The organism is Acinetobacter sp. BIGb0196, assembly GCF_011759595.1.
GTDB lineage: Bacteria > Pseudomonadota > Gammaproteobacteria > Pseudomonadales > Moraxellaceae > Acinetobacter > Acinetobacter guillouiae.
Map to the genome: position 1 here is coordinate 1,824,408 of NZ_JAAOZA010000001.1, position 26,637 is coordinate 1,851,044.

A 26,637-nucleotide genomic window follows, 5' to 3' on the forward strand; every position below is an offset into this window, starting at 1 on the left:
CATTTATGCACATTCCTTTTTGAACGTTTCGAGTAGATTTGCGTATTCTGCAACGTCTAGGCGTGGTCCAAACTTAGACACAACTTCACTTGAAATAAGAATAGCAAGTTGTGCCGCAGTTTGTAAATTTTCACCATTATTTAAAGCATATAAGAAAGCACCTGAGAATGCATCACCAGCACCATTTGCATCTACTGCATTTACTTTACGACCTTGAACATAAAAATGCTGTTTTTGATCTGCGACTAATGCACCTTTTTCACTTAGTGTAATCACCACATCAGTACTTAGTGTTTTTAATTTATTCAGCGCAGCTTCAACAGAGTCAGTTTCTGTATACATCATGGCTTCTTGTTCATTACAGAAAATTAGATCCACACCATCATCGATTAGTTCATTTAGACCTTGGCGTGCATATTGCACCATTGCCGGGTCAGATAGGGTCAATGCGATTTTAACCTTGTGATCACGGGCAATTTGACGTGCTTGTTTTACGGCTGCGCGTGCTGAATCACTTGTAGACAAGTAACCTTCGATATATAACCATTGCGCTGTTTTTAAAGGTTCAAAATCCATTTGTAGATCTGAAAGTTCTGCAGTAATGCCGAGATAAGTTTGCATCGTACGTTCTGAATCTTCACTGACCAGAACCATACATGTACCCGTAACACCTTCACTGATCGATTTTTTCGAAGTTTTGATGCCTGCTTCATTTAAGCCGTCGAGATAAATTGTGCCTAGATCATCATTTCCAACACGGCATGCATAAAATGCTGAAGAACCTAATGCACTGAATGCCACTGTGGTATTGGCGGCTGAACCGCCAGATGCTTGACCTTTATAATTTTGGCTGGCTTTTAAATTATTGTATAGCTGAGTTTGGGACTCACCATCTGCGAGTTGCATGGTGCCTTTTTGCAAATTTTGTTCAGCTAAAAAGAGATCTGATACTTTAAATTCTTGGTCAATGAGCGCGTTACCAATTGCAAAAAGGTCAACTATAGCCATGTTCTTCATCACATCAATGTTAAAAACATAAAGTTTACACGAATGCTCAGCTTTACAGTAGTTTGTTGAAAAAATTTCAATTACATTTGTCAAATATGGTTTGTTGGAATTTTATAACTTGATGGTGTGCTGAACAAAACCTGTTTTTGAGATGATTATTGCGTAATTTAAGCCATTGTGTTGATCAGTGTGAGTCATTAAATTAGATTGTTTCACGGTGATTGATTGAGATCGCTGGGGTAGGTTTTGTTTAGAAATAAACATAGGCATAAAGTTAAAACTGTCTACAGACCCTAAATATATTGGAGGTTGAGTGAATATTTTAATTCAACAGGTAGATCAATTGCCTGCGCAAATTCAAGATTTAGCCGTAGTTGCTGAAAAAGAAGGGTTTCATTTTATTCAACGTTTGGTTGATGAGTTTCAGCAAGGCAGCAATAAATTTAATCGACATGGTGAATTTTTATTGGTTGCGTTTGATGGAGATAAACTGGTTGCATGCGGTGGTTTAAATATTCAAATCAGTGAAGATGGTGATACAAAGCAGAACCCTGAAACTCAGCATAAAATTGGTCGGGTACGTCGTTTCTATGTATTGCCTGAATACCGAAAAACTGGATTGGGTAAAAGTTTATTGCTCGAACTTGAAAAAAGAGCAAAATCTAATTTTTCTGCCTTGTGCTTAAGTAGTGAAAAAGATGCAGCGCCATTTTATCAAAAGCAAAATTATGTTTTTGTCTCAAATCACCCAAATTATAATTACTTTAAATATTTAATTTAGTGAATTTGGAAATCCCTTGGCCTATAGCGCTTAACTTTGAGTAGCAGCGTAATTCGATCAAGGGGCTGCTGGTTTATAGCTATAGGCTTTAAGATACTTTTTATTTTTGGGGATGTATCCATGTTGATCTCCAAAAATTTTTCTTGGTAAATATACTAAAAATAGCCTAAGCAATTCTTTTCTATAAAAAGCTCTTAATACAGATAACACTTGTTTAATCATTTTCAGGGAAAGCCTATTTAGATTGGTTCACAACCTTTACTCATTATCGGAATACATAGAAAACATTAGCCTAAAAAGGCTCGAAGCATCACTAATTAAAATATTGAGTTAAAAAAGTTAAGTTTTACAGTGATGATAGAATCTTTTGATCATCACTTTTTTATTTATCTCATTGCTGATTCTTGATATTTGAACAGCAAGTCGCGATGAATCCTGATTGATTTACTAAGAATTAGTGTTAGGAATGAATCGCATTTATTAAAGTTTCGGTTATACTTAAACGTATAGATAAACATTTAATATTGGAGATCGCATGACTGTAGATGTCACTGAAACCTTATCTCAAACTGTTCATCCTGCGTTTCAGCTGGTACGTCAACACCATGTAGAAGCTTTAGACATTTTAGTGTCTGAATATAAACATAAAGTGACTGGTGCAATGCACTACCATTTAGCAACTGATCACGACGAAAATGTGTTCCTTGTTGCTTTCCGTACTCAACCAATGGATTCCAAAGGTGAGGCACATATTCTTGAACATACAGCATTGTGTGGTTCAGAGAAATTCCCAGTACGTGATCCATTCTTTTTGATGATTCGTCGTTCATTAAATACTTTTATGAATGCGTTTACAGCAGCTGATTGGACCGCTTATCCATTTGCAACCCAAAATAAAAAGGATTTCCAAAACCTTTTGGAAGTCTATTTGGACGCGGCTTTTGCGGCCAATTTAAATCCATTGGATTTTGCTCAAGAAGGTATTCGTATTGAGCTGGAAAATGGTGAGCCTGTTTATAAAGGCGTGGTATTTAATGAAATGAAAGGGGCAATGAGTTCACCGTCAGATCAGCTTTATCATCAGCTTGCGCATCATTTGTTCCCGAAAACAACCTATCATTATAATTCTGGTGGTGATCCGAAGGATATTCCTGACCTAACTTATGATGAGTTAGTGGCGTTTTACAAATCACATTATCATCCGAGTAATGCAGTATTTATGACTTTTGGTGATGAGCCTGCTTATAAACTGCAAGAACAATTTGAAAAGTTGGCGCTGTCTAAATTCAGCAAAGGTGAAACGATTTACTCTAAAGAAGAGCAAAGACTAACAGCTCCGATTGAAGTACAAGAAACCTATGCTGTTGATGCAGAAGATTTAACAGACAAGACCTATCATATTTTGTCTTGGTTATTGCCAAAAACCAGTGATGTTAAACTTCGCCTGGGTATGCGTTTGGTTGAAGGGATTCTTTTAGAAAACTCTGCTTCGCCGTTGCGCCATTATTTAGAAACATGTGGTTATGCACAGTCTACAGGTCCAATCATGGGTGTAGATGATTCTAACTATGAAATGACGTTCTATTGTGGAGTTCAAGGTTCAAATCCTGAGCATACTGAAGAATTTAAAAATGGCGTGCTTAATATTCTTCAAGATGTTGCGTCTAAGCCTATCGATAAAGACATGGTTGATGCAATTTTGCATCAAATTGAATTACATCAACGTGAAATCAGTGGTGATGGTACGCCGTATGGTTTAACACTGATCCTCAATGGTTTGGGCAATGCAATTCATCATAATGATCCAATCCATGCTTGGGATGTAGATACTGCCATTGCAGAAGTAAAAGAAGAACTCAAAGATCCGATGTGGTTATCTAACTTGATTCAAGTTCATTTATTGGATAACCCGCATCGTGTACAAATGACTTTAGTTCCAGATGCAAATAAATCTGCTCAAGAAGCAGAAGATGAAAAAGCACGATTGGCGAAAATTAGTGAGGCTTTGTCAGAAGCAGATAAAGCTGAAATTATCGCACAAACTGAAGCTTTAAAAATTCGTCAAGAAACTCCAGATGATTTGAGCTTATTGCCTAAAGTCGGTTTGGAAGACATTCCAGCTGAATTGGCCATTGTTCAAGGTCAATTGCGTGAAGTGATTTGCAATGGGGTAGATACACCATTAAATCTGTACCATGCAGGTACAAATGGAATTTACTACCAACAAGTATTGATTCAAATACCAGATCAAATTGTAAAATCGCCTTATTTTAACTTACTGTCTGTTCTCATGGGAGAAGTCGGTGCGGGCGAATATGATTATCTTGAACTTCAACAGTTACAGACGGCAGTCAGTGGCGGTTTGGGAATGGGCGCTTCACTTCGTTCTAAAACCGATGACAAAGGTCAAATTAGTGCATGGTTGACCTTAACAACCAAATCTTTAACGGATAAGTTTGATGCAATTCAGTTGCTTAAATTGGCTTTTGAGCAACTACGTTTTGATGAAAAAGATCGTATTATCGAACTTTTACAACAACGTAAAACACGTTGGGCTTCTCGTTTATCGGGTTCTGGACATAGTTATGCCATGCAAATTGCCTCACGTCATATGAGTGCGTTGGCAAAACGCGATTATGACAATACAGGCCTGGGCGCATTGAATTGGCTAGGTGATTTGATCGCAAAAATTGAAAAAGATGATGCGGCATATGATGCGTTTATAGATGAGTTAAAATCAATTCATAAGGGCTTAATGCTTGCACCAAAACAATTTTTATTGGTGTGTGAAGAGCATCATTCAGAGCGTTTAGTTGAAGAAGTGCAAACGGTTTGGGATAAACTTGCAGTTGATCAATCTCCTGTCTATTTAACGCAAGTGGCTATGGATGAGAGCAATGCAGATCAAGCGTGGTTAATTCAAGCCAATGTTCAATTCTGTGCTTCTGCTTACCAAGCTGTAGATGTTGCCCATCCAGATGCAGCACCGTTGATGGTGCTTGCAGGCTATTTACGCAATGGTTTCCTACATAGTGCTATTCGTGAAAAGGGTGGTGCATATGGTGGGGGCGCAAGTTATGATGGCAATGCTTGCTCGTTCCGATTCTATAGTTATCGTGATCCACGCCTTGCAGAAACTTTCCAAGACTTTGAAGCAAGTTTAGATTGGTTGTTAAACAAAGAGCAGCATGATTATCAGCTTGAAGAAGCCATTCTTGGTCTGGTCTCTAGTATGGATAAACCAGGTTCACCAGCAGGTGAAGCCATTACTGCATGTTATGCATTGCTTCATGGACGTACACCTGCGTTTAGAAAGCAATTACGCGAGCGCTTATTAAACGTTACTATTGATGACCTTAAGCGTGTCACACAAACTTATTTACTTGAGCAAAAGTCTGTAAGAGCTGTAGTCGCTCCAGTTGCCAAAAAAGAAGTGTTGGAACAATTAGGTTTTGAAATTAAGAAAGTAAATTAACCCTATAAATTCTTTCTGGAGAATTCTATGTCGTTCAAAAATTTTGAACGTACACCATTGAATCTGAGCATCTTAATGATGCTCAGTTTTGGTTTGGTGACCATTGCACATGCAGATGATACTGCACAAGTGAATCCTGCAAGTACGCAAGCCTGTGTTGCACTCGAATCTAATGCTGACCGTTTGGCTTGTTACGATAAAATATTTAAAATACCTACAGTTGCTCCGCAAGTTTTGGTGTCAGAGCAACGTGCTGCCTTAGATATTCAAAAAGCCGATGTTGAACCTGAAACCCTCAAAGATAAAATCACCCAGAAAGCAGAAAATTTATTTGCGATTCATGGTGATAAAATTGATCCGAATACCTCATTACTTGATAGACGTTGGGAGCTTTCTCAAGACAGTAAATTAGGTACGTGGAATATTAGAGCGAACCAACCTGTATATTTACTTCCTGCATTTTGGACCAGCAAGAAAAATGAATTTCCACAAAGTCCAAATCCTCAAAACACCGTGGATGAAGATCAAAATTTAAAGTCGATGGAAGCGAAATTCCAGATTTCTTTAAAAACCAAAGCTGCCGAAAATCTGTTTGGGAACAATGGTGATGTTTGGGTCGGTTATACCCAATCTTCTCGCTGGCAAGTTTATAACAGTGAAGAGTCTCGTCCATTTCGTGAAACAAATTACGAACCTGAAGCAAGTTTGATTTTTAGAACCAATTATAATTTATTAGGCTTAAATGGCCGCTTACTGGGTCTGACTTTGAATCATCAGTCAAACGGACGTTCTGATCCGCTATCACGTAGTTGGAATAGGGTCATTTTAAATCTTGGTTTTGAAAAAGATAATTTTGCCTTAATGGTACGTCCGTGGTATCGAATTGAAGAAGATTTTCAGGATGACAATAACCCTGATATTAAAAATTATATCGGTCGTGGTGATTTGACCGCATTCTATCGCTGGAATGACAATGATTTTTCTTTGATGCTACGTCACTCTTTAAAAGGTGGGGATGACTCGCATGGTGCAATGCAATTTGATTGGGCATTTCCAATTAAGGGCAAGTTACGTGGACATTTTCAATTGTTTGATGGTTATGGCGAAAGCTTAATTGATTATAATCACCGCGCGACTTATGTCGGTCTAGGTGTTTCGTTAATGAATTGGTATTAATCATTTAAAATAGCGTTGATTGGCTAGATTTAAATAAGAAGCTGTCTTTATATAAGGCAGCTTTTTTGCTTCTGATTATTGAGTTATAGGGAATAGCTATAGTTTTATTTGGGTAAATAAAGGGAGATCCTATAGCACTATTTTTATACTAGATTAAGTATGGCAACAATCTAAGTACGAATGATGGAGGGCACTTAATTGTAGCGAAACAACCACTTCTATTGCCTCATGAAGCCGATTTTATACTTTTGAATCCTAGATGGTTATTCTATCTCGGAGCGACATGGATGTCGCTGTTGGGCGGGGGTATAGGACGTACCCCTCGCCTAACAAAAGATTTTTGTCCCTTTTTATCTCTAAAAAGGGAGGCCTCGCCAACGCAAAGGTATTTAAACTTTGAATGTAAAGTGTGGCATTGCAAGCTTTTTATAATCAAATAATTTATTTTTCCATACAATTGATTTAATTGAGAAAAATTATATTCTTGAGTCTGCTTTTTTTGATAGGTTGACTATATAATAAAAAACCACGCTATTTTTAACGTGGTTTTTTATAATTTGGCTATTTAAAGGCTTTATTTACGAAGTACTGACTGTTGAATCTTCATCCTCTGAGGCTTTTTGTTCAGGTTCAACTAAAAAACCACCTGTCTGTCTATGCCATAAGTGTGCATAAATACCATTTTGTGCGATCAGTTCCTCGTGAGTACCTTGTTCTGCAATTTGACCTTGATCTAACACAATCAAACGATCCATTTGAGCAATGGTTGAAAGACGGTGAGCAATCGCGATCACAGTTTTATTTTGCATTAACTCATCTAAGCTCGATTGAATTGCAGCTTCAACTTCGGAGTCTAAAGCACTGGTTGCTTCATCCAAGATTAAAACAGGCGCATCTTTTAAAAATACACGTGCAATGGCAATACGTTGACGTTGACCACCAGAAAGTTTTACCCCTCGCTCACCAACATAAGCATCATAGCCAGTACGACCTCTTAAGTCTGAAAGTTGCGGAATAAACTCATCCGCTTTGGCTTTTCTTACGGCTTCATACATTTCTTCATCAGTCGCATCAGGACGGCCATATTTGATATTTTCCGCAACTGTACGATGTAATAAAGAAGTATCTTGGGTCACAAGCGCAATATTTTTTCTTAAACTGTCTTGAGTGACTTCTTCAATATTTTGACCATCAATGGTAATTTTTCCATTATTGATGGTGTAAAAATGTAAAAGTAATTGAATTAATGTAGATTTTCCAGCGCCTGAACGTCCAACAATACCAATTTTTTCACCTGGTTGAATGTTTAAATTAAAGTGATCAATGACTTTTTTGCTGTTATAAGCAAATGTGACATCACTAAATTTAATATTGCCTTGAGTCACAACAAGTGGTTTGGCATCTTCTTTGTCTTGGATATTAATCTGACGACCTAAAGTTTGCATGCCATCTTGAATTGTGCCGACATTTTCAAATAGGGCAGAAGTTTGCCACATCATAAACTCAGCCATACTGTTAAGTTTAAGAATCATGGCTGTTGTTGCTGCAATCACACCGATCGCTGCTTGACCCTGTAACCATAACCAAACGGCAGTACCTAAAACACCAAAGAATAAAACGGCTGTTAGCAAATTGATGCAAAGTTCGTATGCAGTGCCTAAACGCATTTGTTTGAACACTGTACGCATAAACTCTTTCATTGACTCTTTTGCATACTGGCTTTCGCGGCCTGCATGTGCAAAAAGTTTTACTGTCTGAATATTGGTATAGGCATCGGTTACACGCCCAGTCATCACCGCACGCGCATCGGCTTGTTCTTTGGAAATTCGTCCTAATCTTGGAATGTAATATAAGGCTGCACTAATAAACAACGCCAACCATAATAAAAGTGGAATCAATAGAATAGGAGAAATTGATCCCAATACAATGCTGATGGTGATGAAATAGATGACAACATAAGTCACCATGTCGCCCAAAATCACCCAAAACTCACGTACCGCTAGTGCCGTCTGCATGACTTTGGCAGATAAACGTCCAGCAAAGTCATTATGGAAGAAGTCTAAGCCTTGGCGTAGCATTAGATTATGAAATCTCCAACGCAAACGCATTGGAAAACTACTGTATAAAATCTGATGTCTGATAATGGATTGCATACTGGCAAAAAAGATATTTGCCAATAAAATACAGCTTAAAAAGATCAAATTTTCACGATGATTTACTAAAAAGTCTTGAGGTTTAGACTGTGTTAACCAATCGACTAAATGTCCGATTTGTGAAAAAAACAAAGCTTCAAAACTTGCTGTTGCAGCAGTGAATAATATTAAAATCAATAAATAACGCTTAACACCAGTCGCAGCTTGCCAAACAAATGGAAAGAACTTGGTGGGTAATGGTTCGTTTAAACCTTTCGACGGATATGGATCTACTAACTTTTCAAACCATTGCAGCAACATAAAATCCTCGTGGAAATTTTATAGATTGATTAAATTGTAAAATATTGAAATGAAGTTACAACCTGAACAGCTTAAATTATTTTAAGGCAAATTCAGCAGAAATTGGGAGAATAGTGGGGTAATGTAGATTGTATAGTTTTCGCGGAAATTACACCAGTTATTTATATCGAATAAAAACGATTTATACTGTGCCTAAAGCTTGTTAAAAAAACTTATCGATTCAATCAGGATTGCCCAATGAATATAGATTAGCCATTGAGCATCCTAAAAAACTGATCAAATTTACTTAGCACAGTGTTAAAACGCTAGATGTCTACTTTTTTATTTTAGGTTTTAAATCATTGACAAAGAGTATCAATCCAAACAGTATTGGACTACTCAGTATGCACAAGGCCACAAAAGAGATGCTATTGCCATAATTTAAACTGAATAAAAATAAAGCCAAGATGATCAACGCAAACGAGATAACTTTTACCAATTTTACATGTTGCGCTAAAACAGACAATTTACTTTTCTGAGTCTTGGTGATCTGCTTTGAGCTGATCAAATACAAGCTATAACTGGCAATCAGTATCTGGAGAAATGCAAATACCAATATCATGACACAGACTCCTGCGCTGATTTTTGTTCCAGTTTTTTCTTGATCTTCGCCACAGCTTTGTTTTGAATCGGTGTGATTCTTTGATGTAAAAAAATTGCTAAAATGGCAAATAACCAGATCATTAAGTCCACACGTAAAAATAACCAATAGTCCTGTAATGAATGAATATATTGATTAGAAATCAGATAATAGACATTTAAAATAGGCAAGGCTAATGTCATGGCAATCAGCAACTTGAGCTGAGTTTTCCAGAGATATTGTTGTTTTGTGCAGAGTGCAATTATAAAACTGAATAACCATAAAGTGAAAAATGTATAGACTTCATAATTCGGTGTATCTGCTTGAAGTTGCACAAAACGATTGGCATATAAATAACCCAACATCGCAATGGGTAAACCAATAATCATCGTGGTATTGAGTCGATTTACCAGATAATGCCCAAAGTGAAAATGATCATTTTTCTTTTGTAATTGTCGTTTTAAACTCCAGAGCAATAAGCCCGAAGCAATCATTGCACAGCCCAGAAGACCAGAGAAAAACAAGCCTAAACGTAATAAAGGTTGGGCGAAATTCGCCATATGCAGCCCATACATACTGGCATTTAATGTTGCAATTGCACTGTTATTACGAGTATTCCCAATTAAAGCACCAGTAGCGCCATTAAAGCTAAGTTGTGCTTGATTACGTGTAATCGAATGATCTTCTAAGGCAGTAATCGTGAGCTTGGCAAGCTGTGTATTGGGTTGATCTACGGTAATGTTATCAATATTCGTTTTTCCCCATTGCTGTTGGGTTTGTTGCAGGAAATGTTGAATAGATAACATATTCTTTGGCTGTGTTTGTTGAGCCTTGTTAGCTGTTGAAACATGACGAATTTCATCAAAATACTGATATTGATTATCTGGATAGGCTTTTTTCATCCCTGCAGGGAAAAGCAGATAGAAAAAGATCGCCAAGCCAGTAAATGTAATGGTTAAGAAAAAGGGCAATGCGATTACCGAACTTACATTATGAAAATCTAAATATGAACGCTGACCTTTAAATGCTCTTAAGGTAAAGAAATCGGTAAATATCTTTTTATTGGTAATAATGCCTGAAATCAAGGCTATAAACATGATTAAAGCTGCAAAAGTCACAATCAAACGCCCAATAGAATAAGGCATTCCATAAAGCTGATAATGAAACCCATAGAAGAAATCACCGCCTTGTGTGGCAGAAAGACTCAATTCTTTACCTGTATTGGCATCTAAAGTTTTACTTTCATAACCACCATCGGCTTTTTGCCAATAAATTTTATTTGCAGGGGTATTCTGGTTTGCAACACCGATATACCAACTTTTTGCATCTGGGGCATTTTTTTGCAAATAAGCAAACGCAGACTGTATAGCGGATTCCTGTTTGATTTGCATACTCGCGAATTGTGGTTGCATCCACATACTAATTTCATGGCGATAATATGTTGCAGAACCTGTCAAAAAAATTGCAAATAACAGCCAGCCGAAAGTAAGCCCGATCCAAGAGTGTAACCATGCCATAGATTGACGAACAGATTTATGCATGAGTTAACCTATAAACTTGAAAAATAGGAAAAAAGTAGCGACCAGAGCTAGGCTGATCAGCGTAAGTTTCTTTAAAGAATGAATACAAAAGCTTAGAATCACAAAAATAATGTAAAAAATAAGTGCGCTAAATGCTGCCAAATAAATAGATTCAGCCTTGGCAAAATAAGGATAAAACACGTCAATTAAAGTTAAGGATACTAAATAACTGCACACATAGCCCATACCAAAAGCCAGTATAAAACGATAGAGCACTGATAAAGGGTAGAGCACAATCTGCATAACGATCACTTTCTTGCAATTGAAAACGCCTTAATCCTAAAAGATTAAGGCGAATTCAGATTAGTATTTAAATTTTACAGCAACATTATAGTTTGCAGATGGGCCATAAAAAGCCTGACCATCTGGGAAGCTATATAAATATTTTTTGTCTGTCACATTGTTTGCATTTGCCTGTAGCGAAATATGCTTATTCAAGTCATAGCTGGTCATCAAATTTACTAAAGCATAAGCATCTTGGGTAATTGTACTCTTTACAGTAGAGTCATACAGCTTGGTTGCATCTTGCCATTGTAAGGCTGCGCCAATTTTCAGTTTAGGTATTGCTGGAATGGTATAGGTGGTTAAAAGATTAATAGTTTGGTTAGGGTTGTAAGTACGTGCCTCTCCACCATTTTTTAAATCTTTTAAGCTAAATTGACTATAGCCAAATGCTAGATTCAAATGATCTGTTAATTGTCCAGCCAGTCCAACTTCTACCCCTTGAGAGCGTAAATCACTGGTTTCAACTGTACGATTGAGAATATTTCCATCTGAATTACGCAAAGGATAATTACTTTGTTCTGTACGAAACACTGCCAAGGTTCCAGTAAGTTTGTCATCTAACCATGAACTTTTAATACCCGCTTCATAGCTTTCACCATCTACTGGTTTGAGCGGTTTTTTGTCTTCCCCCGCTCCAGTTTGAGGGCGGAAAATAGAGGTATAGCTTAGATAACCTGTATATTCAGGGGTGAAGTTATAGGTAATGCCAGCATAAGGGGATACTTTGTTTTCATCATAAGTGGCTGGTTTGTTGTAATTATAACCCTCACTTTTCGCTTGAACATAATTTAAACCGAGCAAGAGTTTTAAATCATCGTTTAAGTGCAAACGCGTTGCTGCATATACCGAATTAAGTTTTTGAGTATAGTTTGCAGCATCACTAAAAGCAGACCAAGTCACTGATTGGGGTGTCCAGCTTGCCCAGTCCGTGGTTTGATTATTATTGATATTGCTGTCATTAATTGTGCCTGTAGACTCTTGGTCATACTGTTTACTTTGTAAATAACTATAACCCAGTGTCGCTTCGTGTTCACGGCCAAATAATGAATATGTGCCTTGTAGGTTTAAGTCGGCAAAATGACTTTTTAGACTTTCTTTTCCGCCCCAAGCTGTAAGGGCTACATCCGCTCCATTTTGATCAGGATAACCGAAATAATAGAGTAAGTTACTGTTGTGGTCGGTTTGGGTGTAGTTATAGCTCAGCTTTGCTGTCCACTTATCATTAATTTTTTGCTTTAGCTCAGCAAAAGCATTTTGTGACTTATTGTCCCAATATGCCCAATCTGGATTGGGATTATAATTACGGTTATAAGAAAGTTGTTTCCCATCCGCACCGAGAAGTGGTAAAGCCCCCCAATTATTTGCATTAGGTTTGTTTTGTTGTTGGCTATAACCGACTGTCAATAATGTGCTATCACTTAAATCCGCGTCAATGATGCCAGAAAATCCATTTTTCTCGGATGAATATCGATCTAAATAAGAATCTCCAGTTTGTTCGTAACCCATTAAACGTCCGCGGATGCTGCCTTCTTTGTTGAGTGCACCTGAAACATCTGCTTCATAGCGTTGGGTATTCCAAGAGCCATAACTTAGCCCAGCATTGGCTTGAAATTCTTGGGTAGGACGCTTACGGATATAATCGATTGTTGCGCTTGGATCACCAAAAGCATTGGTTAAGGCATCTGCACCTTTAATCACATCAATACGATCATAAAAAAATGTATCAGGGTTGGTATTATTATAATTGGAACTGCTAGAAGGGAAGCCGACGCCATCAGTTAAAATATTTGAGATTTCAAAACCACGAGCAGTGTAGGTTGAACGTTCGGTTTCTTGACTGCTGACAGTAATACCAGGTGTATTACTTAGAGCCTCACGTGCACTATTGAGTGCAAAATCATTTAATTGCTGACGTGTCACCACATTCACTGTCTGTGGTGTTTCTTTAACAGGAATATTCAGCTTGGCAGCGCTTGCAGATTTTTTAACGATATAAGATTTTGATTGTTCAGAGCTTAATTCAGTTTGATCAGCTGTGGCTTGAACTGAAATCGTGGGTAGATTTTCAATATCTTCAGCAAAACTTTGCTGAGCACTGAGTACCGCTAAACTAAGAATAGAGAACTTAAAACTGTGTGGGAGAGAATTCAGCATTGCTTATCTTAAATGATAATAATTATCGCTTAGTTTATTGTTAGTAGCATGAGCTTACAATAGTCGTGCAATTGAAAATATAAATAGAAAATAAAATAACGATAGAAAATTAGATGAATTGTTATATAAATTCACGCATTTGCCATACCAGTATCCTGTTTTGACTATTCACAATTAAATCCTATGAATATGCTATCATGCACTTATAGTGCTGATCAGGAAGAATATCTTGCAAAATCGAAAGCTTAAAATTGGAATTGTCGTAGGTGAGGTATCGGGGGATACTTTAGGCGCAAAACTTATTCGTCGTTTTCGTGAACAGGGTATTGATGCTGAATTTGAGGGGATTGGTGGTCCTCAAATGATTGCAGAAGGATTTAACAGTTTTTATTCAATGGATATTTTATCTGTGATGGGAATTGTTGAAGTGCTTAAAGATTTAAAAAAATTATTTGCTGTACGTGATGGTTTGGTCGAGAGATGGTCTGCCAATCCCGTAGATGTTTTTATCGGTATTGATGCGCCAGACTTTAACTTACGCCTTTCAAAAAGTATAAAACAGAAAAACTTGCCTATTAAAACGGTGCAATATGTCAGTCCATCTGTATGGGCTTGGCGACAAGGACGGGTGCATGGCATCAAAGCCAGTGTTGATTTAGTGCTTTGTCTATTTCCTTTTGAAAAAGGCTTTTATCAACGGTATGACGTACCAGCAGCCTTTGTTGGGCATCCACTGGCAAGTCAATTGCCATTACAAAATCCAATTTTGGATGCCAAGCAAGAGCTTGGTTTAGATATCAGTCAAAAGCATATTGCCTTGTTACCGGGGAGTCGACGTGGTGAGATTGAACGACTTGGGCCGTTGGTTTTGGATGCAGCAAAAATTCTTTATCAAAAATATCCAGATTATCAGTTCCTGATTCCTGCTATTAATGATTTACGCAAACAGCAAATTCAGGAATTATTAAAGCATTATCCAAGTGACTTGGTCGCAAAAATTCATTTACTGGAAAATACTGATAAAGAATCAAAAATTGGTCGTCAGGTCATGAATGCTGCCAATATTGTGGCTTTGGCATCTGGGACAGCGACACTTGAAGCATTATTGTTACATCGCCCAATGGTGACTTTTTATAAGTTGAATTGGTTAACTTATGTGATTGCTAAATTTTTAGTGAAAATTCCGTATTATTCATTGCCGAATATTATTGCGGGTAAAAAAGTGATTCAAGAGCTTATTCAACAAGATGCCACAGCAGAAAATTTGGCCAATCAAATTGAAAAATTAATGAATATTGAAACTGCACAAATTCAGGTGATGCAATTGATCACCATGCACAAGCAACTTTTGGCTGGAAATAGTGAAGATCCGGTTCAGGCGATTTTAGCAATTTTAACACCTTGATTTTTAACGCTAACAATCGATTAAGCAAATATCCGTTTGCTTATCGAGCTGCTGGAAAACCTTGTAATCAGTTTAGAAAACCTTTAACCAATAAAAACTCCTCTAAATCTAAGATAAAGAGGAGTATGTATAAATCAATTTTTGGGTTTGGGGGTAAAACTATTCCGCCCGAACTTTAAGTTCATAACCTGTATATTTACGAATATTGATGACACCCGTATCCATAATCAAGTATTGACCTTTGATTCCTTGTAGCTTGCCCCGAATGATTGGGGTTTTATCTAAATTGTGCGATTTAACTTTTTCAGGGTAAATATCGACAGGGTAGATGAATTCACGAGGTAATTCATTTTCTAACAATTCAACCGTTTCATTAAACTCAAGGTTTTGCGCAAATTCATCGCGAATACTTTGAATCTTTGGGGAAAATTCTTTAACCAATTCATTACGAATTTCAATCAGATCAATCGGTTCAGCTTCACCTTTAAGTAGCTTTCGCCAATCCGTTTTATCTGCAACCTGTGTTCCAAACATGACTTCAAGTTGACCTGAAAGACGGCGCGAACCGACTTTTAAAATAGGCAGTGCTTGGGTTGCACCTTGGTCTAACCAGCGTGTTGGCATTTGACCTAGACGGGTAATCCCCACTTTTAAAGCACTTGAATTTGCTAGATATACTATATGCGGTTGAAAGCAAACTTCATGAGCAAAATCATCTTCACGGCAAGTACCTAAATGATAATGGCAAGTTTCAGGCTTCATGATACACATGTCGCAAGACGCCTTGGTTTTCATGCATTTAAAGCAGTGGCCTTGCGAATAAGACTTTGGTGTTTTTGCTCCACAAGAAACACAATAAATATTTCCTGTCGCTTCAATCTCAATTTCCTGGCCTAAACTAAATGGTAGCTCGGTTTCTGAGCGATCTAATATAAATTTATATTCAACATTTGCCTTATGTGTTTGTTGATCAGTTACACTAAGGTCTTTAAGACCTGCATGCATTTTATGACAAATGCCTTGTAGTTCCATGTTTAATTACTCGCTTCAAAAAAGGTGCAGTTATGGCTGAGCAAAATGTCATCACTTCAATGCTAGACGATTTATCGCAAGAACAGCCAATTCAAACTGCATTGTGTATTGGGCAAAATTTGGCGCAATACCCTACAAATTATTCAATTCAATGGTCCTATTTTAACGTATCTGAGTTTTTAAGTCTGCCTTTTACGCAACGATATGATTTAGGATTTGTACTTTTAGATACAGATGAAATGTCTGGGGTGACCGATTTGCAGAAATCTCAGTTATTGGTCAAGTTGCGTGATTTACTGGCAAAACGAATCGTCGTGGCATGTCAGTTAAAAGATGAACAGTTGCTCAGATCGCTTGGTTTTACTCAACTTATTGATAAAACATTACATCAAAATGATTTTGCACTTTGGCAGTTTAATATTTTGACCTATAAACATGTACCAGATTGGTTTAATTCTAAGTTCTGGGCCAACCCAGAAAACTGGAATAAATTTCGTTGGTAATGGTTTTATTTTGATTATAAAAATCAGCCTTAAGCTATTGCAAAATTTAACAATTCCAATTTTGGTGAATAGGATAAAGCCAAGTATGCTGTACTTGTCTCATAAAACTTAAAAAAGGAAAACTCATGACAGATTTAACCAATATTGTGGAAATTCTGGCAAAACAAGCACTTGGCGGACAACAACAATCACAAGGCGGGCTTGGTGGTGGATTGGGCGGGGTACTTGGTTCAGTACTCGGTGGCTTGGGTGGGCAGCAACAACAATCACAAGGTGGATTGGGTGGCGTACTCGGTTCAGTTTTAGGTGGTTTGACAGGTGGACAACAACAACAAGCACCACAAGCGGGTGGTTTTAATGCTTCTTCTTTATTGATTGCAGTTGTGCCATTAGTCTTGGGTTGGATTCAACAAAATGGTGGCCTACAGGGTGCTTTGGCTAAATTGCAAGGTGCAGGCTTAGGTGGGCAGGTTCAAAGTTGGGTCGATCCGTCACAAGGTAATGGTGCTGTAAATGTAGAGCAAATCCAGAGTTTATTTGGTGGTCAGCAAGTCGAGCAAGTTGCTCAACAAGCCAATGTTCCGACCAATGAAGTGTATGGTGCAATCTCTACAGTATTACCGCAAATTATTGATTCACTCACACCACAAGGTGATGCAACAGATCACACTGAAGCCAATGGTGATATTCAAAATGTGATGAATTTGGTATCAGGCTTTTTAAAGTAAAATCGAACATAAAAATGATCAAAGCCAGTCAATAGATGTTGACTGGCTGATTTAAATTAAGGCTGTGGGTCATTCCCAATTGCTTCGCTACTTTTTACGTCGCCATCCTGTTTCTTTTTAACATATTTAATTTGCCCATATCCTTCAGCATACCATTCATCCAATGTTTCATCTCCGATTTGAGAAATGAAATGACATGCATTATCGAACTTTAAGGTATTGTCATCATTGTCAATTAAAGTCAGATCCTCAAACCCTACAAATACTAAGTCAATCGTCTTATTGTTTTCAGACTTATCATTGTTATCCATTTGCGACTCAATGACTGCGTTATACGTCATTTGGAACTTTTGCTGTGGTTTGAGATTGGATGGGAATGTTGGAAGCGGGGCTTGATAGGTGGTTTTTACCAGCACATCATTAGGATTTGATCCGAGCGCAGCAATACCATAGTCTAAGTTTGCAAGCATGGTACGGCCAGTTAAATCGTAGATATAATCTGTGCGCACACCTGCGCCTTGTCTAACGATTGCTATCGCATTCTGATTGTTAAAGGTTGTGGGAACAATCTGGATTTCTGTCTCTTCATTGTTGTTTAGAGTAAACTGTTTGTTGGGTTCTAACTTAAAGCAATTATCTGAATTGGCTGCTTTATGTACTTTTTTAACCACTGGTGCTTCTGCTTGATGTTCAGAACTGTCATGCGGTTTGTTTTTAGAACAAGCAACACTAAAAATAGAAAGTAAGCTAAGTAAAACAACAGTTTTGTTCATTTTTATCCTAGACGATAAAGTTTAAATTTCACGAGGCTATTTTTCACCATGAGCCAATAAAAAACAACCATATTCTTACGAAATATGGTTGGAGTAAACTTTATATTTATGAATGGCTTATTATTCGGCTAAAACAGTTTTGTCTTCCTCTTCATCATCTTCAGCAGAATCCATGCCTAATTCTTTGAGTTTGCGGGTTAAAGTGTTACGCCCCCAACCTAAGAGTTCAGCAGCATGACGTTTACGACCACGGGTTTGTTGAAGTGCTGCGATGATCAAAGTACGTTCAAACATTGGGGTGGCAATGTCTAAAATTTTCATTTCACCATTTTTAAGCTTTTGAATCGCCCATTGCGCCAGTAACTCATCCCAATGATGTAATGCAACACGGTCGATACCAGCTTGCGCTTGACCTTGATCATCAGATTTATTGATTGGAATTTGTTTTAATTCTGACGGTAAGTCTTCTGGATAAACTTCACGGCCTGTGATCATCACAGTTAACCAGCGGCAGGTATTCTCTAGTTGACGTACGTTGCCTGGCCAAGGCAGTTTTTGAATATACTCTTGCGTTTCTGGGCGTAAAATTTTTGGACTAACCCCGAGTTCTTTACCCGCGCGTGCCAAGAAGTGTTGCGCCAACATCGGAATATCTTCAGAACGATGAGCAAGTTTAGGAATATGAATACGAATGACATTTAAGCGATGATATAAGTCTTCACGGAAACGGCCATCATTGACCAATTTCTCTAAATCTTGATGTGTTGCTGCCACGATACGAACATCAACACGAACTGGAATATGACCACCAACACGATAAAATTCACCATCTGCCAAAACACGGAGTAGACGTGTTTGTGTTTCAAATGGCATATCACCAATTTCATCTAAGAATAAGGTTCCACCATTGGCTTGTTCAAAACGACCTTGGCGTTGAGTATTGGCACCAGTAAATGCGCCTTTTTCATGACCAAATAATTCAGTTTCAATCAAATCTTTTGGAATAGCGGCCATGTTTAAAGCAATAAATGGTTTACTGCTTCTTGGTGAGTGGCGATGTAAAGCATGCGCAACTAACTCTTTACCTGTTCCAGACTCCCCGTTGATCAATACGGTAATATGCGATTGAGATAGACGTCCAATGGCGCGGAAAACTTCCTGCATTGCAGGGGATTCACCAATAATCTCAGTAGATTGAATTGGGGTGACTTTGGCAGATTCTTGTTGTTGCAGCTTGTTGATGTGCAAAATGGCACGATTCACCAACGCAAGTGCTTCATCAATATCAAAAGGTTTTGGTAGATATTCAAAAGCACCTGTTTGATAGCTCGATACTGCAGATTCTAAATCTGAGTGTGCTGTCATAATAATCACAGGCAGATCAGGATAACTTCCTTTGACTTTTCCTAGGAAGGTTAAACCATCAATGCCGGGCATACGAATATCAGTGAGAATGACATCTGGCGCATTGCTTGGAAGCTGATCTAAAGCAGATTGTGCTTCTTCAAAACTGGTGACATCGAAGCCTTCTTCTTTAAATGTTTTTTCCAAGACCCAACGCATAGCACGGTCGTCATCGATCACCCAAATTTTATTATGCGACATGGTTAGACTCCCAAGGTAGATATAAGCTAAATACTGTTTTTCCAGGAACGGATTGGCATTCAATCATTCCGTTGTGTTGATGCATGATATTTTGTGCGATGCTTAAGCCAAGACCTGTTCCTTTGGCACGGCCAGTCACAAGCGGATAAAACACGGATTCTAAAATTTCTTCAGGAACACCAGGGCCATTGTCTTCAATATCAATACGAATGGCTGATTTATTCAGTACGCCATTAATCGTCACCAAACGTTGAATGCGTGTACGCAACATCAGTTCAGGTTGATGATCAATAAAAAACTCACGATTCTCAGTCATCGCCTGTACCGCATTGACACTAATATTGAGCATCACTTGAATCAGTTGATCGCGATCTGCTTTGACATCAGGCAATGAAAGGTCATAGTCTCGTGTGATTTTAATTTTTTTCTTGGTTTGATTTACAATTAAAGAGCGAACACGTTCAAGCGGTTCATGCACGTTGACCAGTTCGTAGCTCGGGAGCTGACGTGAACCCAGCATAGTATCAGCAAGGTTTCTTAAACGATCGACTTCACTGATAATAATATCGGTGAACTCCGCATATTGTGGATCATTTAAACTACGAGCAAGCAGTTGAGTTGCACCACGAATTCCACCTAATGGGTTTTTGATTTCATGTGCAACACCTCGAATCAGTTGACGTGCAACTTGGTGTTGTTGAATCAGGTTTTCTTCTTTAGAAATTTTAAGCATCCGATCAATCGGATTTAATTCAATTAATAGTAATGGGTGATAGGGTCTTCCTGTATTTAACTGCGACACGGAATAATCAACATGCATGTCTTTAAAGTTAACATTGATAATCGCTTCACGGCGTGTATAGGCTTGACCTGTTTTTATTGAGTTGTTTAATGCTTCCAAGGTATTAAAGCTATCATTTGGTGCATGTAAAATATTAATCACTGGCTGACCTGCCGCACGAAGCAAGCTAATATCAAACAATGCTTCGCATGATGAATTAAGATAAAAAATATTTAAATTACAATCGACCAAAAGAATTGCAGTGGTTAAATTATCCACAAGCAATCTATAATCAATTGTTGGGTATTGATCCATTAGCAGAGCTTTCCTGTCTTTAAATAGCGCAATGGCATCTGCACCTCGTTTTCTATTTTCCCGAACATGGGTGATTGAATCGGTTAAATCGTCCTGATATAAAGCAAGATGCACGCCAACTTTTAAATACTGCGCAGTTTTCTTACATGAATGATAAAAATTGCGCATTTACTGCGCTTTATTCAAGTGTAAAAACCTGCATTCATATTACGCTATCATTATATTGTTCCAAAATGGTGCATTGTAGTAATTTAATTATTTGATTGGATGTATTTTGGTGCATTATACAAAGAGTGCAGTTTCCACCTGTTTTTATCTCTTGAAAAGTCATACAATACGCGGATTATAGTGGAGCGCAGATTCATGAAGTCCCCCAAAGTCGGTTTTGTATCTTTAGGTTGTCCTAAGGCATTGGTAGATTCTGAACGCATTTTAACGCAGTTAAAGACTGAAGGTTATGATGTTGCATCAGATTATGAAGGTGCTGATTTAGTTGTTGTGAACACCTGTGGTTTTATTGAATCTGCAGTACAAGAGTCTTTAGACGCAATTGGTGAAGCCATGAGCGCCAATGGTCGTGTGATTGTCACAGGCTGTTTGGGTAAAGATGAAGATAAAATTCGCCAGATGCATCCAAATGTCTTAAAAGTGACAGGTGCGGCGGCGTATCAAGATGTGATGGAAGCTGTCCATCAGTATGTTCCAGAACCACCGAAACACAATCCTTTTGTAGATCTTGTACCTGAACAAGGTATTCGTTTAACACCTAAACATTATGCTTATTTAAAAATATCAGAAGGCTGTAACCATCGTTGCACATTCTGCATTATTCCAAGCATGCGTGGTGATCTTGTGTCACGTCCTGTTGGCTCTGTATTAAATGAAGCACAGGCGTTAAAAAAAGCGGGTGTAAAAGAAGTCTTGGTGATTTCTCAAGACACCTCCGCTTATGGTGTAGATACCAAATATAAGCTTGATTTCTGGAATGGTCAGCCTGTTAAAACCAAATTCTATGACATGTGCGAAGCGCTTGGTCAGTTAGGGATTTGGGTGCGATTACATTATGTTTATCCATATCCACATGTGGATGCGGTTATTGACTTAATGGCACAGGGTAAAATTCTTCCGTATCTAGACATTCCTTTTCAACACGCCAGTCCGCGCATCTTAAAATTGATGAAGCGACCAGCTCATAGTGAAAACACCTTGGAACGTCTAAAATTATGGCGTGAAAAATGTCCTGAATTGGTTATTCGTTCAACATTTGTCGTGGGTTTTCCAGGTGAAACTGAAGAAGATTTTCAAATGTTATTGGACTGGTTACAAGAGGCGAAACTTGATCGTGTAGGTTGCTTTACCTACTCACCTGTAGAAGGTGCAACAGCCAACGATTTGCCTGATCATGTGCCTGAAGAAATTAAGCAACAACGCTATGAACGTTTTATGGAAGTTCAACAAGCGATTTCTGCTGAAAAACTGCAAAGTCGTATTGGCCAAACCATGACGGTTTTAGTGGATGATCTTGAAGAAGAATTCCCAGTCGCAGTTGCACGTTCTTATGCAGATGCACCTGAGATTGATGGTAATGTTTTTGTTGAAGATATTGATAAGTCAGTGATAAAAGCTGGTGATTTACTTGAAGTCGAAATTACAGATGCAGATGAATACGATTTATTTGCCAAGTTGATTCGCGTTAAATCAGCTTAAGTGTTGCCGATTTTGATTTGATTAAATACGAATAAAATTGTAGATATAAGTATTGGAGTTTTGTGATGTTAGATTCTAAAAAGCCGCGCTATGAGCGAATTTTGCTGAAACTTTCGGGTGAAGCGCTTGCGGGTAATAAAGACATGGGGATTGATGCCCAAGTCTTAGATCAAATGTCTTTATCTATTGCTCACTTGGTTGGTTTGGGTGTGCAAGTGGGTATCGTGGTGGGTGGTGGTAACTTATACCGTGGTAGTCAATTGCAAAAAGATGGTTTGGTTGGTCGTGTAACGGGTGACCAAATGGGTATGCTTGCCACAGTAATGAATGGTTTGGCATTACGTGATGCTTTGGTTCGCCGTAACATCAAAACCCGTTTAATGTCAGCATTGCCGATTGGTGCAGTAGTTGAAGCCTATTCAAGCCGTGATGCAATTCGCCACTTAACTCAAGGTGAGGTGTGTGTATTTGTTGCAGGAACAGGTAATCCATTCTTTACAACGGATACTGCAGCGTGCTTACGTGGTATTGAAATTGAAGCAAATCTTATTTTAAAAGCCACTAAAGTTGATGGTGTCTACAATAAAGACCCAAGCAAATATGATGATGCTGTTAAATATGACCATTTAAGTTTTGATGAAGTTTTAGATGAGAAACTTGGTGTCATGGATTTAACTGCAATTTGCTTATGCCGCGATCACAATGTGCCACTTCAAGTATTTGATATGAACAAGTCTGGTGCTTTGCTTTCTGTGGTAATGGGCGAAAAAGAGGGCACTCACGTTACAAACTAATGTACGTGGGTAGTAAAGCTCTTTATACTACTGCAATTTTAGATTAGGGTGTATTGACACTTCGCCTGTTTATGAAATGTCATTAGACCCCATACACATTTAGATAAATAAGTAAGGAAGATCATATGATTAACGATCTTAAAAAAGACGCAGAAGACCGTATGAATAAGTCATTGGAGTCTTTGGAACATGGTTTTGCAAAGGTTCGTACAGGTCGTGCGCATCCATCGATCCTAAATGGAGTTATGGTTCCTTACTATGGTTCTGACGTGCCGTTAAACCAAGTGGCTAACGTGGGTATTGAAGATTCACGTACTTTGTTGGTGCAACCATTTGAACGTTCAATGGTTTCTGCAATTGATAAAGCAATCCGTGAATCAGATTTGGGCTTAAACCCAGTAACTGCTGATGCGATTCGTGTGCCAATGGCAGCTTTAACAGAAGAAACACGTAAAGATATGCAGAAAGTTGCACGTAACGAAGCAGAAAATGCCAAAGTTGCGATTCGTAATATTCGTCGTGATGTTTTAGGCGATATCAAATCATTATTAAAAGATAAGGAAATTTCTGAAGATGATGAGCGTCGTGCAGGTGATGATATCCAAAAAATTACCGATAAATTTGTTGCTGAAGTGGACAAACGTCTTGCTGCGAAAGAAGCTGAATTGATGAAGGTCTAAGATTTAAATGACCACATCTGAAGACAACCATCTTCCAAAACATGTTGCCATCATCATGGATGGCAACAATCGTTTTGCAAAAAAGAAACAACTGCAAAAAGGTGATGGACACCGTGAAGGTAAAAATGTCCTAGATCCGATTGTAGAGCATTGTCGTAAAGTTGGCGTTCAGGCGCTTACTGTGTTTGCTTTTTCAAGTGAAAACTGGAATCGACCACAGTATGAAGTTGATTTGTTAATGAAATTGTTGGAAGACACAATTCATGAGCAAATTCCACGGATGGAAAAATTCGAAATTTCGTTGAGATTTATTGGTGATCGTAGTCGGCTTTCTCCAGAGCTACGTGAATTAATGTTGCATGCTGAACAAAGGACTGCTAAGTTCAGTAACATGACTTTAACAATTGCAATTAGTTATGGTGGTATGTGGGATATCGCAGATACTGCACGTAAACTTGCGCAACAGGTTAAAGATCAACAAATTGATGTGAATCAAATCAATACTGAGTTATTTGCACAACAAATAAGTTTGGGGGATTTGCCACCCGTGGATTTATTGATTCGTACAGGCGGTGATTACCGACTGTCTAATTTCTTACTGTGGCAGGCTGCATACGCTGAGTTATATTTTACTGAGACATTATGGCCAGAATTTACAGTGCAAGAGTTGGATCATGCGTTCAATATTTTTTCAGGGCGTGAAAGACGTTTCGGAAAAACCTCTGAACAAATTCAACAAGAACATATAGAGAATTTATAATGTTAGAGCGGATTATAACCGCATTGGTATTGGTGGCAGTTGTACTGAGTTGTATGTTTGCAACAAAATCTCAATATCCAATGTTAGTGTTAATGATTATCGCAGCTGGGGCAGCAGGTTATGAGTGGTTTAAACTCATGCCACATGAATCTGACCATGTGAAGAAAATTAAAGCTGCTGGATTCGGTGTATTGACCGCTTTTTTTTCAGGGTTAGCATTATATTTTAATGATTTGGCGCTTATTCTTTGGAGTGCCTCTATTCTCACTTGGTTGTGTAGTCTGTATTGGGTAAAACATTATCCTGAATACGATGGCTGGTACAATATCACTTTAAATATTGTTGGCTTGGTTCTAATCAGTGCCGCAGTTACCGCTATTTTTGAAGTTTGGAAAAGCTCACCTTGGTGGTTGATGTATCTGTTCCTGTTGGTTTGGGGCGCGGACAGTGGTGCATATTTTGTTGGGCGTAAATTTGGTAAGCGTAAACTTGCGCCAGATGTGAGTCCAAACAAATCAATCGAAGGCTTAATTGGTGGGATTGTCACTGTTGCGATTGTGATCATTGTGGTTCAATCGATTTATCTACATTTAACGCTTCCACAACATATTCTTTTCCTAGTTTTGTCTATTGTGACTGTGTTTAGCTCTGTGCTTGGCGACTTGTTTGAATCTATGATTAAACGTCGTGCAGGAATTAAAGACTCAGGTCGTATCCTTCCAGGACATGGTGGGGTGCTTGATCGTATAGATTCATTGCTTGCTGCGGCTCCGTTTTTTGCAGCTGGCATGTATGTTTTAAAACTTATTGGTGTAGATTTATAGATGTCACAATCTGTTTGTATATTAGGTGTTACAGGTTCTATTGGACGCAGTACTTTAAAAATTTTACAACAGCATTCGGACCAGTATTCAGTTTTTGCAGTGACTGGATTTAGTCGAATCAAAGAACTCAGTGAAATATGCAAACAATATCGACCGAAATGTGTTGTTGTACCATCGGATAAAGTAGATGAGTTACAACAGCTACTTGCTATACATCATATTTTTGATATCGAAATCCTCACAGATGAAGCAGGGCTTATCACCGTATCGGAACATCCTGATGTAGATGTAGTGATGGCAGCAATTGTTGGTGCAGCAGGATTGTTGCCTACTTTAGCCGCAGTGAAAGCAGGTAAGCGCGTTTTGCTTGCCAACAAAGAAGCCTTGGTGATGTCTGGCGATATTATGCTTCAAGCAGCTAAAGATCATCATGCTTTGTTACTGCCTGTCGACTCTGAACATAATGCTATTTTTCAATGTCTTCCTCAAAATTATTTACAGATTCAATCCAATGGTGATCCTCAATTGGGGGTCAAGCAAGTTTTGTTGACTGCTTCAGGCGGCCCATTTTTAAATTTTAGCTTAGAACAATTAAAAACTGTAACACCTGCACAAGCCTGTAAACATCCAAATTGGTCGATGGGACAAAAAATCTCGGTAGATTCTGCAACCCTGATGAATAAAGGTTTAGAATTGATCGAAGCATGTCATTTATTTTCAATTAAAGAACAATTTGTTACAGTTGTTGTTCATCCACAAAGTATCATTCATTCAATGGTTCAATATGTGGATGGTTCAACTTTGGCTCAAATGGGTAATCCTGATATGTGTACGCCGATTGCGCATGCACTTGCATGGCCTGAGCGGATTCAAACTCATGTCCCGCCTCTGGATTTATTTGTCCATTCACAACTCGATTTTCAAGCGCCAGATATTACGCGTTTTCCATCGCTTAAACTGGCTCGAAATGCTATGCAGGCGGGTGGATTGGCACCGTCTATTCTCAATGCTGCTAATGAAATTGCTGTGAGTGCTTTTTTACAGCAAAAAATTGCATTTTTAGAAATTTCACAAGTGGTTGAACATACCTTAAATCACGTTCAAAATGGTTTGGCAGATTCGATTGACACGATTTTGCAGACAGATCAACTTGCGCGCCAAGTTGCTTCACAACGCATTACACAATTGGGAAGCTGATC

General features: G+C 38.3%; 21 protein-coding genes. 12 read left to right on the forward strand and 9 right to left on the reverse strand.

Annotated features, from left to right (window positions below; genetic code table 11):
• Positions 1-3: 3 nt before the first annotated feature.
• Positions 4-1,008: an adenosine kinase gene (locus tag FHR28_RS08290; protein WP_056511736.1), complete on the reverse strand. Its 1,005-nt coding sequence runs from the start codon at positions 1,006-1,008 to the stop codon at positions 4-6.
• Between the two features lie 313 nt (positions 1,009-1,321).
• Here FHR28_RS08290 and FHR28_RS08295 point away from each other — a divergent pair, with 313 nt between their 5' ends.
• The 3 genes from FHR28_RS08295 (at position 1,322) to FHR28_RS08305 (ending at position 6,440) form a co-directional block, all read left to right on the forward strand.
• On the forward strand, positions 1,322-1,789 hold the full coding sequence (locus FHR28_RS08295; RefSeq protein ID WP_105712460.1) for a GNAT family N-acetyltransferase: 468 nt from the start codon (positions 1,322-1,324) through the stop codon (positions 1,787-1,789).
• Positions 1,790-2,324: 535 nt separating this feature from the next.
• Positions 2,325-5,264, forward strand: a complete 2,940-nt coding sequence (locus FHR28_RS08300; protein WP_166782345.1) for an insulinase family protein — start codon at positions 2,325-2,327, stop codon at positions 5,262-5,264.
• A gap of 27 nt (positions 5,265-5,291) precedes the next feature.
• Positions 5,292-6,440 carry a phospholipase A gene (locus FHR28_RS08305; protein WP_004719690.1) on the forward strand — a complete coding sequence of 383 codons (1,149 nt, stop codon included), beginning with the start codon at positions 5,292-5,294 and terminating at the stop codon, positions 6,438-6,440.
• 578 nt (positions 6,441-7,018) lie between these two features.
• Here FHR28_RS08305 and FHR28_RS08310 read toward each other — a convergent pair.
• From FHR28_RS08310 to FHR28_RS08330, 4 genes are all read right to left on the reverse strand, one after another.
• Positions 7,019-8,890 carry an ABC transporter ATP-binding protein gene (locus tag FHR28_RS08310; protein ID WP_166782789.1) on the reverse strand — a complete coding sequence of 624 codons (1,872 nt, stop codon included), beginning with the start codon at positions 8,888-8,890 and terminating at the stop codon, positions 7,019-7,021.
• Positions 8,891-9,490: 600 nt separating this feature from the next.
• A complete protein-coding gene (locus FHR28_RS08320; protein WP_166782347.1) occupies positions 9,491-11,053 on the reverse strand; it encodes a PepSY-associated TM helix domain-containing protein in 1,563 nt (520 codons plus the stop codon).
• 3 nt (positions 11,054-11,056) lie between these two features.
• Positions 11,057-11,335, reverse strand: a complete 279-nt coding sequence (locus FHR28_RS21875; protein WP_166782348.1) for a hypothetical protein — start codon at positions 11,333-11,335, stop codon at positions 11,057-11,059.
• Positions 11,336-11,395: 60 nt separating this feature from the next.
• Complete coding sequence (locus tag FHR28_RS08330; RefSeq protein ID WP_166782349.1) at positions 11,396-13,531, reverse strand: TonB-dependent siderophore receptor; 2,136 nt, start codon at positions 13,529-13,531, stop codon at positions 11,396-11,398.
• Between the two features lie 229 nt (positions 13,532-13,760).
• On the opposite strand from FHR28_RS08330, the gene lpxB reads away from it, so the two are divergent.
• Complete coding sequence (gene lpxB, locus FHR28_RS08335; RefSeq protein WP_004719709.1) at positions 13,761-14,936, forward strand: lipid-A-disaccharide synthase; 1,176 nt, start codon at positions 13,761-13,763, stop codon at positions 14,934-14,936.
• Positions 14,937-15,095: 159 nt separating this feature from the next.
• Here lpxB and FHR28_RS08340 read toward each other — a convergent pair whose 3' ends face one another.
• Complete coding sequence (locus tag FHR28_RS08340) at positions 15,096-15,968, reverse strand: DUF2797 domain-containing protein (protein ID WP_166782350.1); 873 nt, start codon at positions 15,966-15,968, stop codon at positions 15,096-15,098.
• A 32-nt stretch (positions 15,969-16,000) separates the two neighbouring features.
• On the opposite strand from FHR28_RS08340, the gene FHR28_RS08345 reads away from it, so the two are divergent.
• Complete coding sequence (locus FHR28_RS08345) at positions 16,001-16,471, forward strand: DUF6231 family protein (protein ID WP_004719712.1); 471 nt, start codon at positions 16,001-16,003, stop codon at positions 16,469-16,471.
• Positions 16,472-16,596: 125 nt separating this feature from the next.
• On the forward strand, positions 16,597-17,199 hold the full coding sequence (locus FHR28_RS08350) for a YidB family protein (RefSeq protein ID WP_004719714.1): 603 nt from the start codon (positions 16,597-16,599) through the stop codon (positions 17,197-17,199).
• A gap of 56 nt (positions 17,200-17,255) precedes the next feature.
• Here the strand turns inward: FHR28_RS08350 and FHR28_RS08355 are convergent, their stop codons facing one another.
• The 3 genes from FHR28_RS08355 to glnL form a co-directional block, all read right to left on the reverse strand.
• On the reverse strand, positions 17,256-17,972 hold the full coding sequence (locus FHR28_RS08355) for a hypothetical protein (protein ID WP_166782351.1): 717 nt from the start codon (positions 17,970-17,972) through the stop codon (positions 17,256-17,258).
• A 120-nt stretch (positions 17,973-18,092) separates the two neighbouring features.
• Positions 18,093-19,577 carry a nitrogen regulation protein NR(I) gene (glnG, locus tag FHR28_RS08360; protein ID WP_004719719.1) on the reverse strand — a complete coding sequence of 495 codons (1,485 nt, stop codon included), beginning with the start codon at positions 19,575-19,577 and terminating at the stop codon, positions 18,093-18,095.
• The gene (gene glnL, locus FHR28_RS08365) at positions 19,567-20,673 is read right to left on the reverse strand and encodes a nitrogen regulation protein NR(II) (protein WP_034613940.1); all 1,107 of its coding nucleotides are present in this window, start codon (positions 20,671-20,673) and stop codon (positions 19,567-19,569) included. The genes glnG and glnL overlap by 11 nt, the downstream gene beginning before the upstream one ends.
• A gap of 363 nt (positions 20,674-21,036) precedes the next feature.
• On the opposite strand from glnL, the gene rimO reads away from it, so the two are divergent.
• From rimO to ispC, 6 genes are all read left to right on the forward strand, one after another.
• Positions 21,037-22,380: a 30S ribosomal protein S12 methylthiotransferase RimO gene (gene rimO, locus FHR28_RS08370; RefSeq protein WP_004719723.1), complete on the forward strand. Its 1,344-nt coding sequence runs from the start codon at positions 21,037-21,039 to the stop codon at positions 22,378-22,380.
• 65 nt (positions 22,381-22,445) lie between these two features.
• Positions 22,446-23,174 carry a UMP kinase gene (gene pyrH, locus FHR28_RS08375; RefSeq protein WP_004719725.1) on the forward strand — a complete coding sequence of 243 codons (729 nt, stop codon included), beginning with the start codon at positions 22,446-22,448 and terminating at the stop codon, positions 23,172-23,174.
• 125 nt (positions 23,175-23,299) lie between these two features.
• Positions 23,300-23,854 (forward strand): ribosome recycling factor, encoded by a 555-nt coding sequence (gene frr / locus FHR28_RS08380; protein WP_166782352.1) that lies wholly within the window; start codon positions 23,300-23,302, stop codon positions 23,852-23,854.
• A 7-nt stretch (positions 23,855-23,861) separates the two neighbouring features.
• Positions 23,862-24,614: a polyprenyl diphosphate synthase gene (gene uppS / locus FHR28_RS08385; RefSeq protein ID WP_004719730.1), complete on the forward strand. Its 753-nt coding sequence runs from the start codon at positions 23,862-23,864 to the stop codon at positions 24,612-24,614.
• Positions 24,614-25,438 (forward strand): phosphatidate cytidylyltransferase, encoded by an 825-nt coding sequence (locus tag FHR28_RS08390; protein ID WP_004719733.1) that lies wholly within the window; start codon positions 24,614-24,616, stop codon positions 25,436-25,438. The genes uppS and FHR28_RS08390 overlap by 1 nt, the downstream gene beginning before the upstream one ends.
• Complete coding sequence (gene ispC / locus FHR28_RS08395; protein ID WP_166782353.1) at positions 25,439-26,635, forward strand: 1-deoxy-D-xylulose-5-phosphate reductoisomerase; 1,197 nt, start codon at positions 25,439-25,441, stop codon at positions 26,633-26,635. It abuts the gene before it with no gap.
• The last annotated feature ends 2 nt before the right edge of the window (positions 26,636-26,637 follow it).

Coding starts and splice junctions, on each gene's coding strand:
- FHR28_RS08290 (WP_056511736.1), bottom strand. CDS start 1,008: ATGGCTATAGTTGACCTTTTTGCAATTGGTAACGCGCTCATTGACCAA.
- FHR28_RS08300 (WP_166782345.1), top strand. CDS start 2,325: ATGACTGTAGATGTCACTGAAACCTTATCTCAAACTGTTCATCCTGCG.
- FHR28_RS08305 (WP_004719690.1), top strand. CDS start 5,292: ATGTCGTTCAAAAATTTTGAACGTACACCATTGAATCTGAGCATCTTA.
- FHR28_RS08320 (WP_166782347.1), bottom strand. CDS start 11,053: ATGCATAAATCTGTTCGTCAATCTATGGCATGGTTACACTCTTGGATC.
- FHR28_RS21875 (WP_166782348.1), bottom strand. CDS start 11,335: ATGCAGATTGTGCTCTACCCTTTATCAGTGCTCTATCGTTTTATACTG.
- FHR28_RS08330 (WP_166782349.1), bottom strand. CDS start 13,531: ATGCTGAATTCTCTCCCACACAGTTTTAAGTTCTCTATTCTTAGTTTA.
- FHR28_RS08340 (WP_166782350.1), bottom strand. CDS start 15,968: ATGGAACTACAAGGCATTTGTCATAAAATGCATGCAGGTCTTAAAGAC.
- FHR28_RS08345 (WP_004719712.1), top strand. CDS start 16,001: ATGGCTGAGCAAAATGTCATCACTTCAATGCTAGACGATTTATCGCAA.
- FHR28_RS08350 (WP_004719714.1), top strand. CDS start 16,597: ATGACAGATTTAACCAATATTGTGGAAATTCTGGCAAAACAAGCACTT.
- FHR28_RS08355 (WP_166782351.1), bottom strand. CDS start 17,972: ATGAACAAAACTGTTGTTTTACTTAGCTTACTTTCTATTTTTAGTGTT.
- glnG (WP_004719719.1), bottom strand. CDS start 19,577: ATGTCGCATAATAAAATTTGGGTGATCGATGACGACCGTGCTATGCGT.
- glnL (WP_034613940.1), bottom strand. CDS start 20,673: ATGGATCAATACCCAACAATTGATTATAGATTGCTTGTGGATAATTTA.
- rimO (WP_004719723.1), top strand. CDS start 21,037: ATGAAGTCCCCCAAAGTCGGTTTTGTATCTTTAGGTTGTCCTAAGGCA.
- pyrH (WP_004719725.1), top strand. CDS start 22,446: ATGTTAGATTCTAAAAAGCCGCGCTATGAGCGAATTTTGCTGAAACTT.
- frr (WP_166782352.1), top strand. CDS start 23,300: ATGATTAACGATCTTAAAAAAGACGCAGAAGACCGTATGAATAAGTCA.
- uppS (WP_004719730.1), top strand. CDS start 23,862: ATGACCACATCTGAAGACAACCATCTTCCAAAACATGTTGCCATCATC.
- FHR28_RS08390 (WP_004719733.1), top strand. CDS start 24,614: ATGTTAGAGCGGATTATAACCGCATTGGTATTGGTGGCAGTTGTACTG.
- ispC (WP_166782353.1), top strand. CDS start 25,439: ATGTCACAATCTGTTTGTATATTAGGTGTTACAGGTTCTATTGGACGC.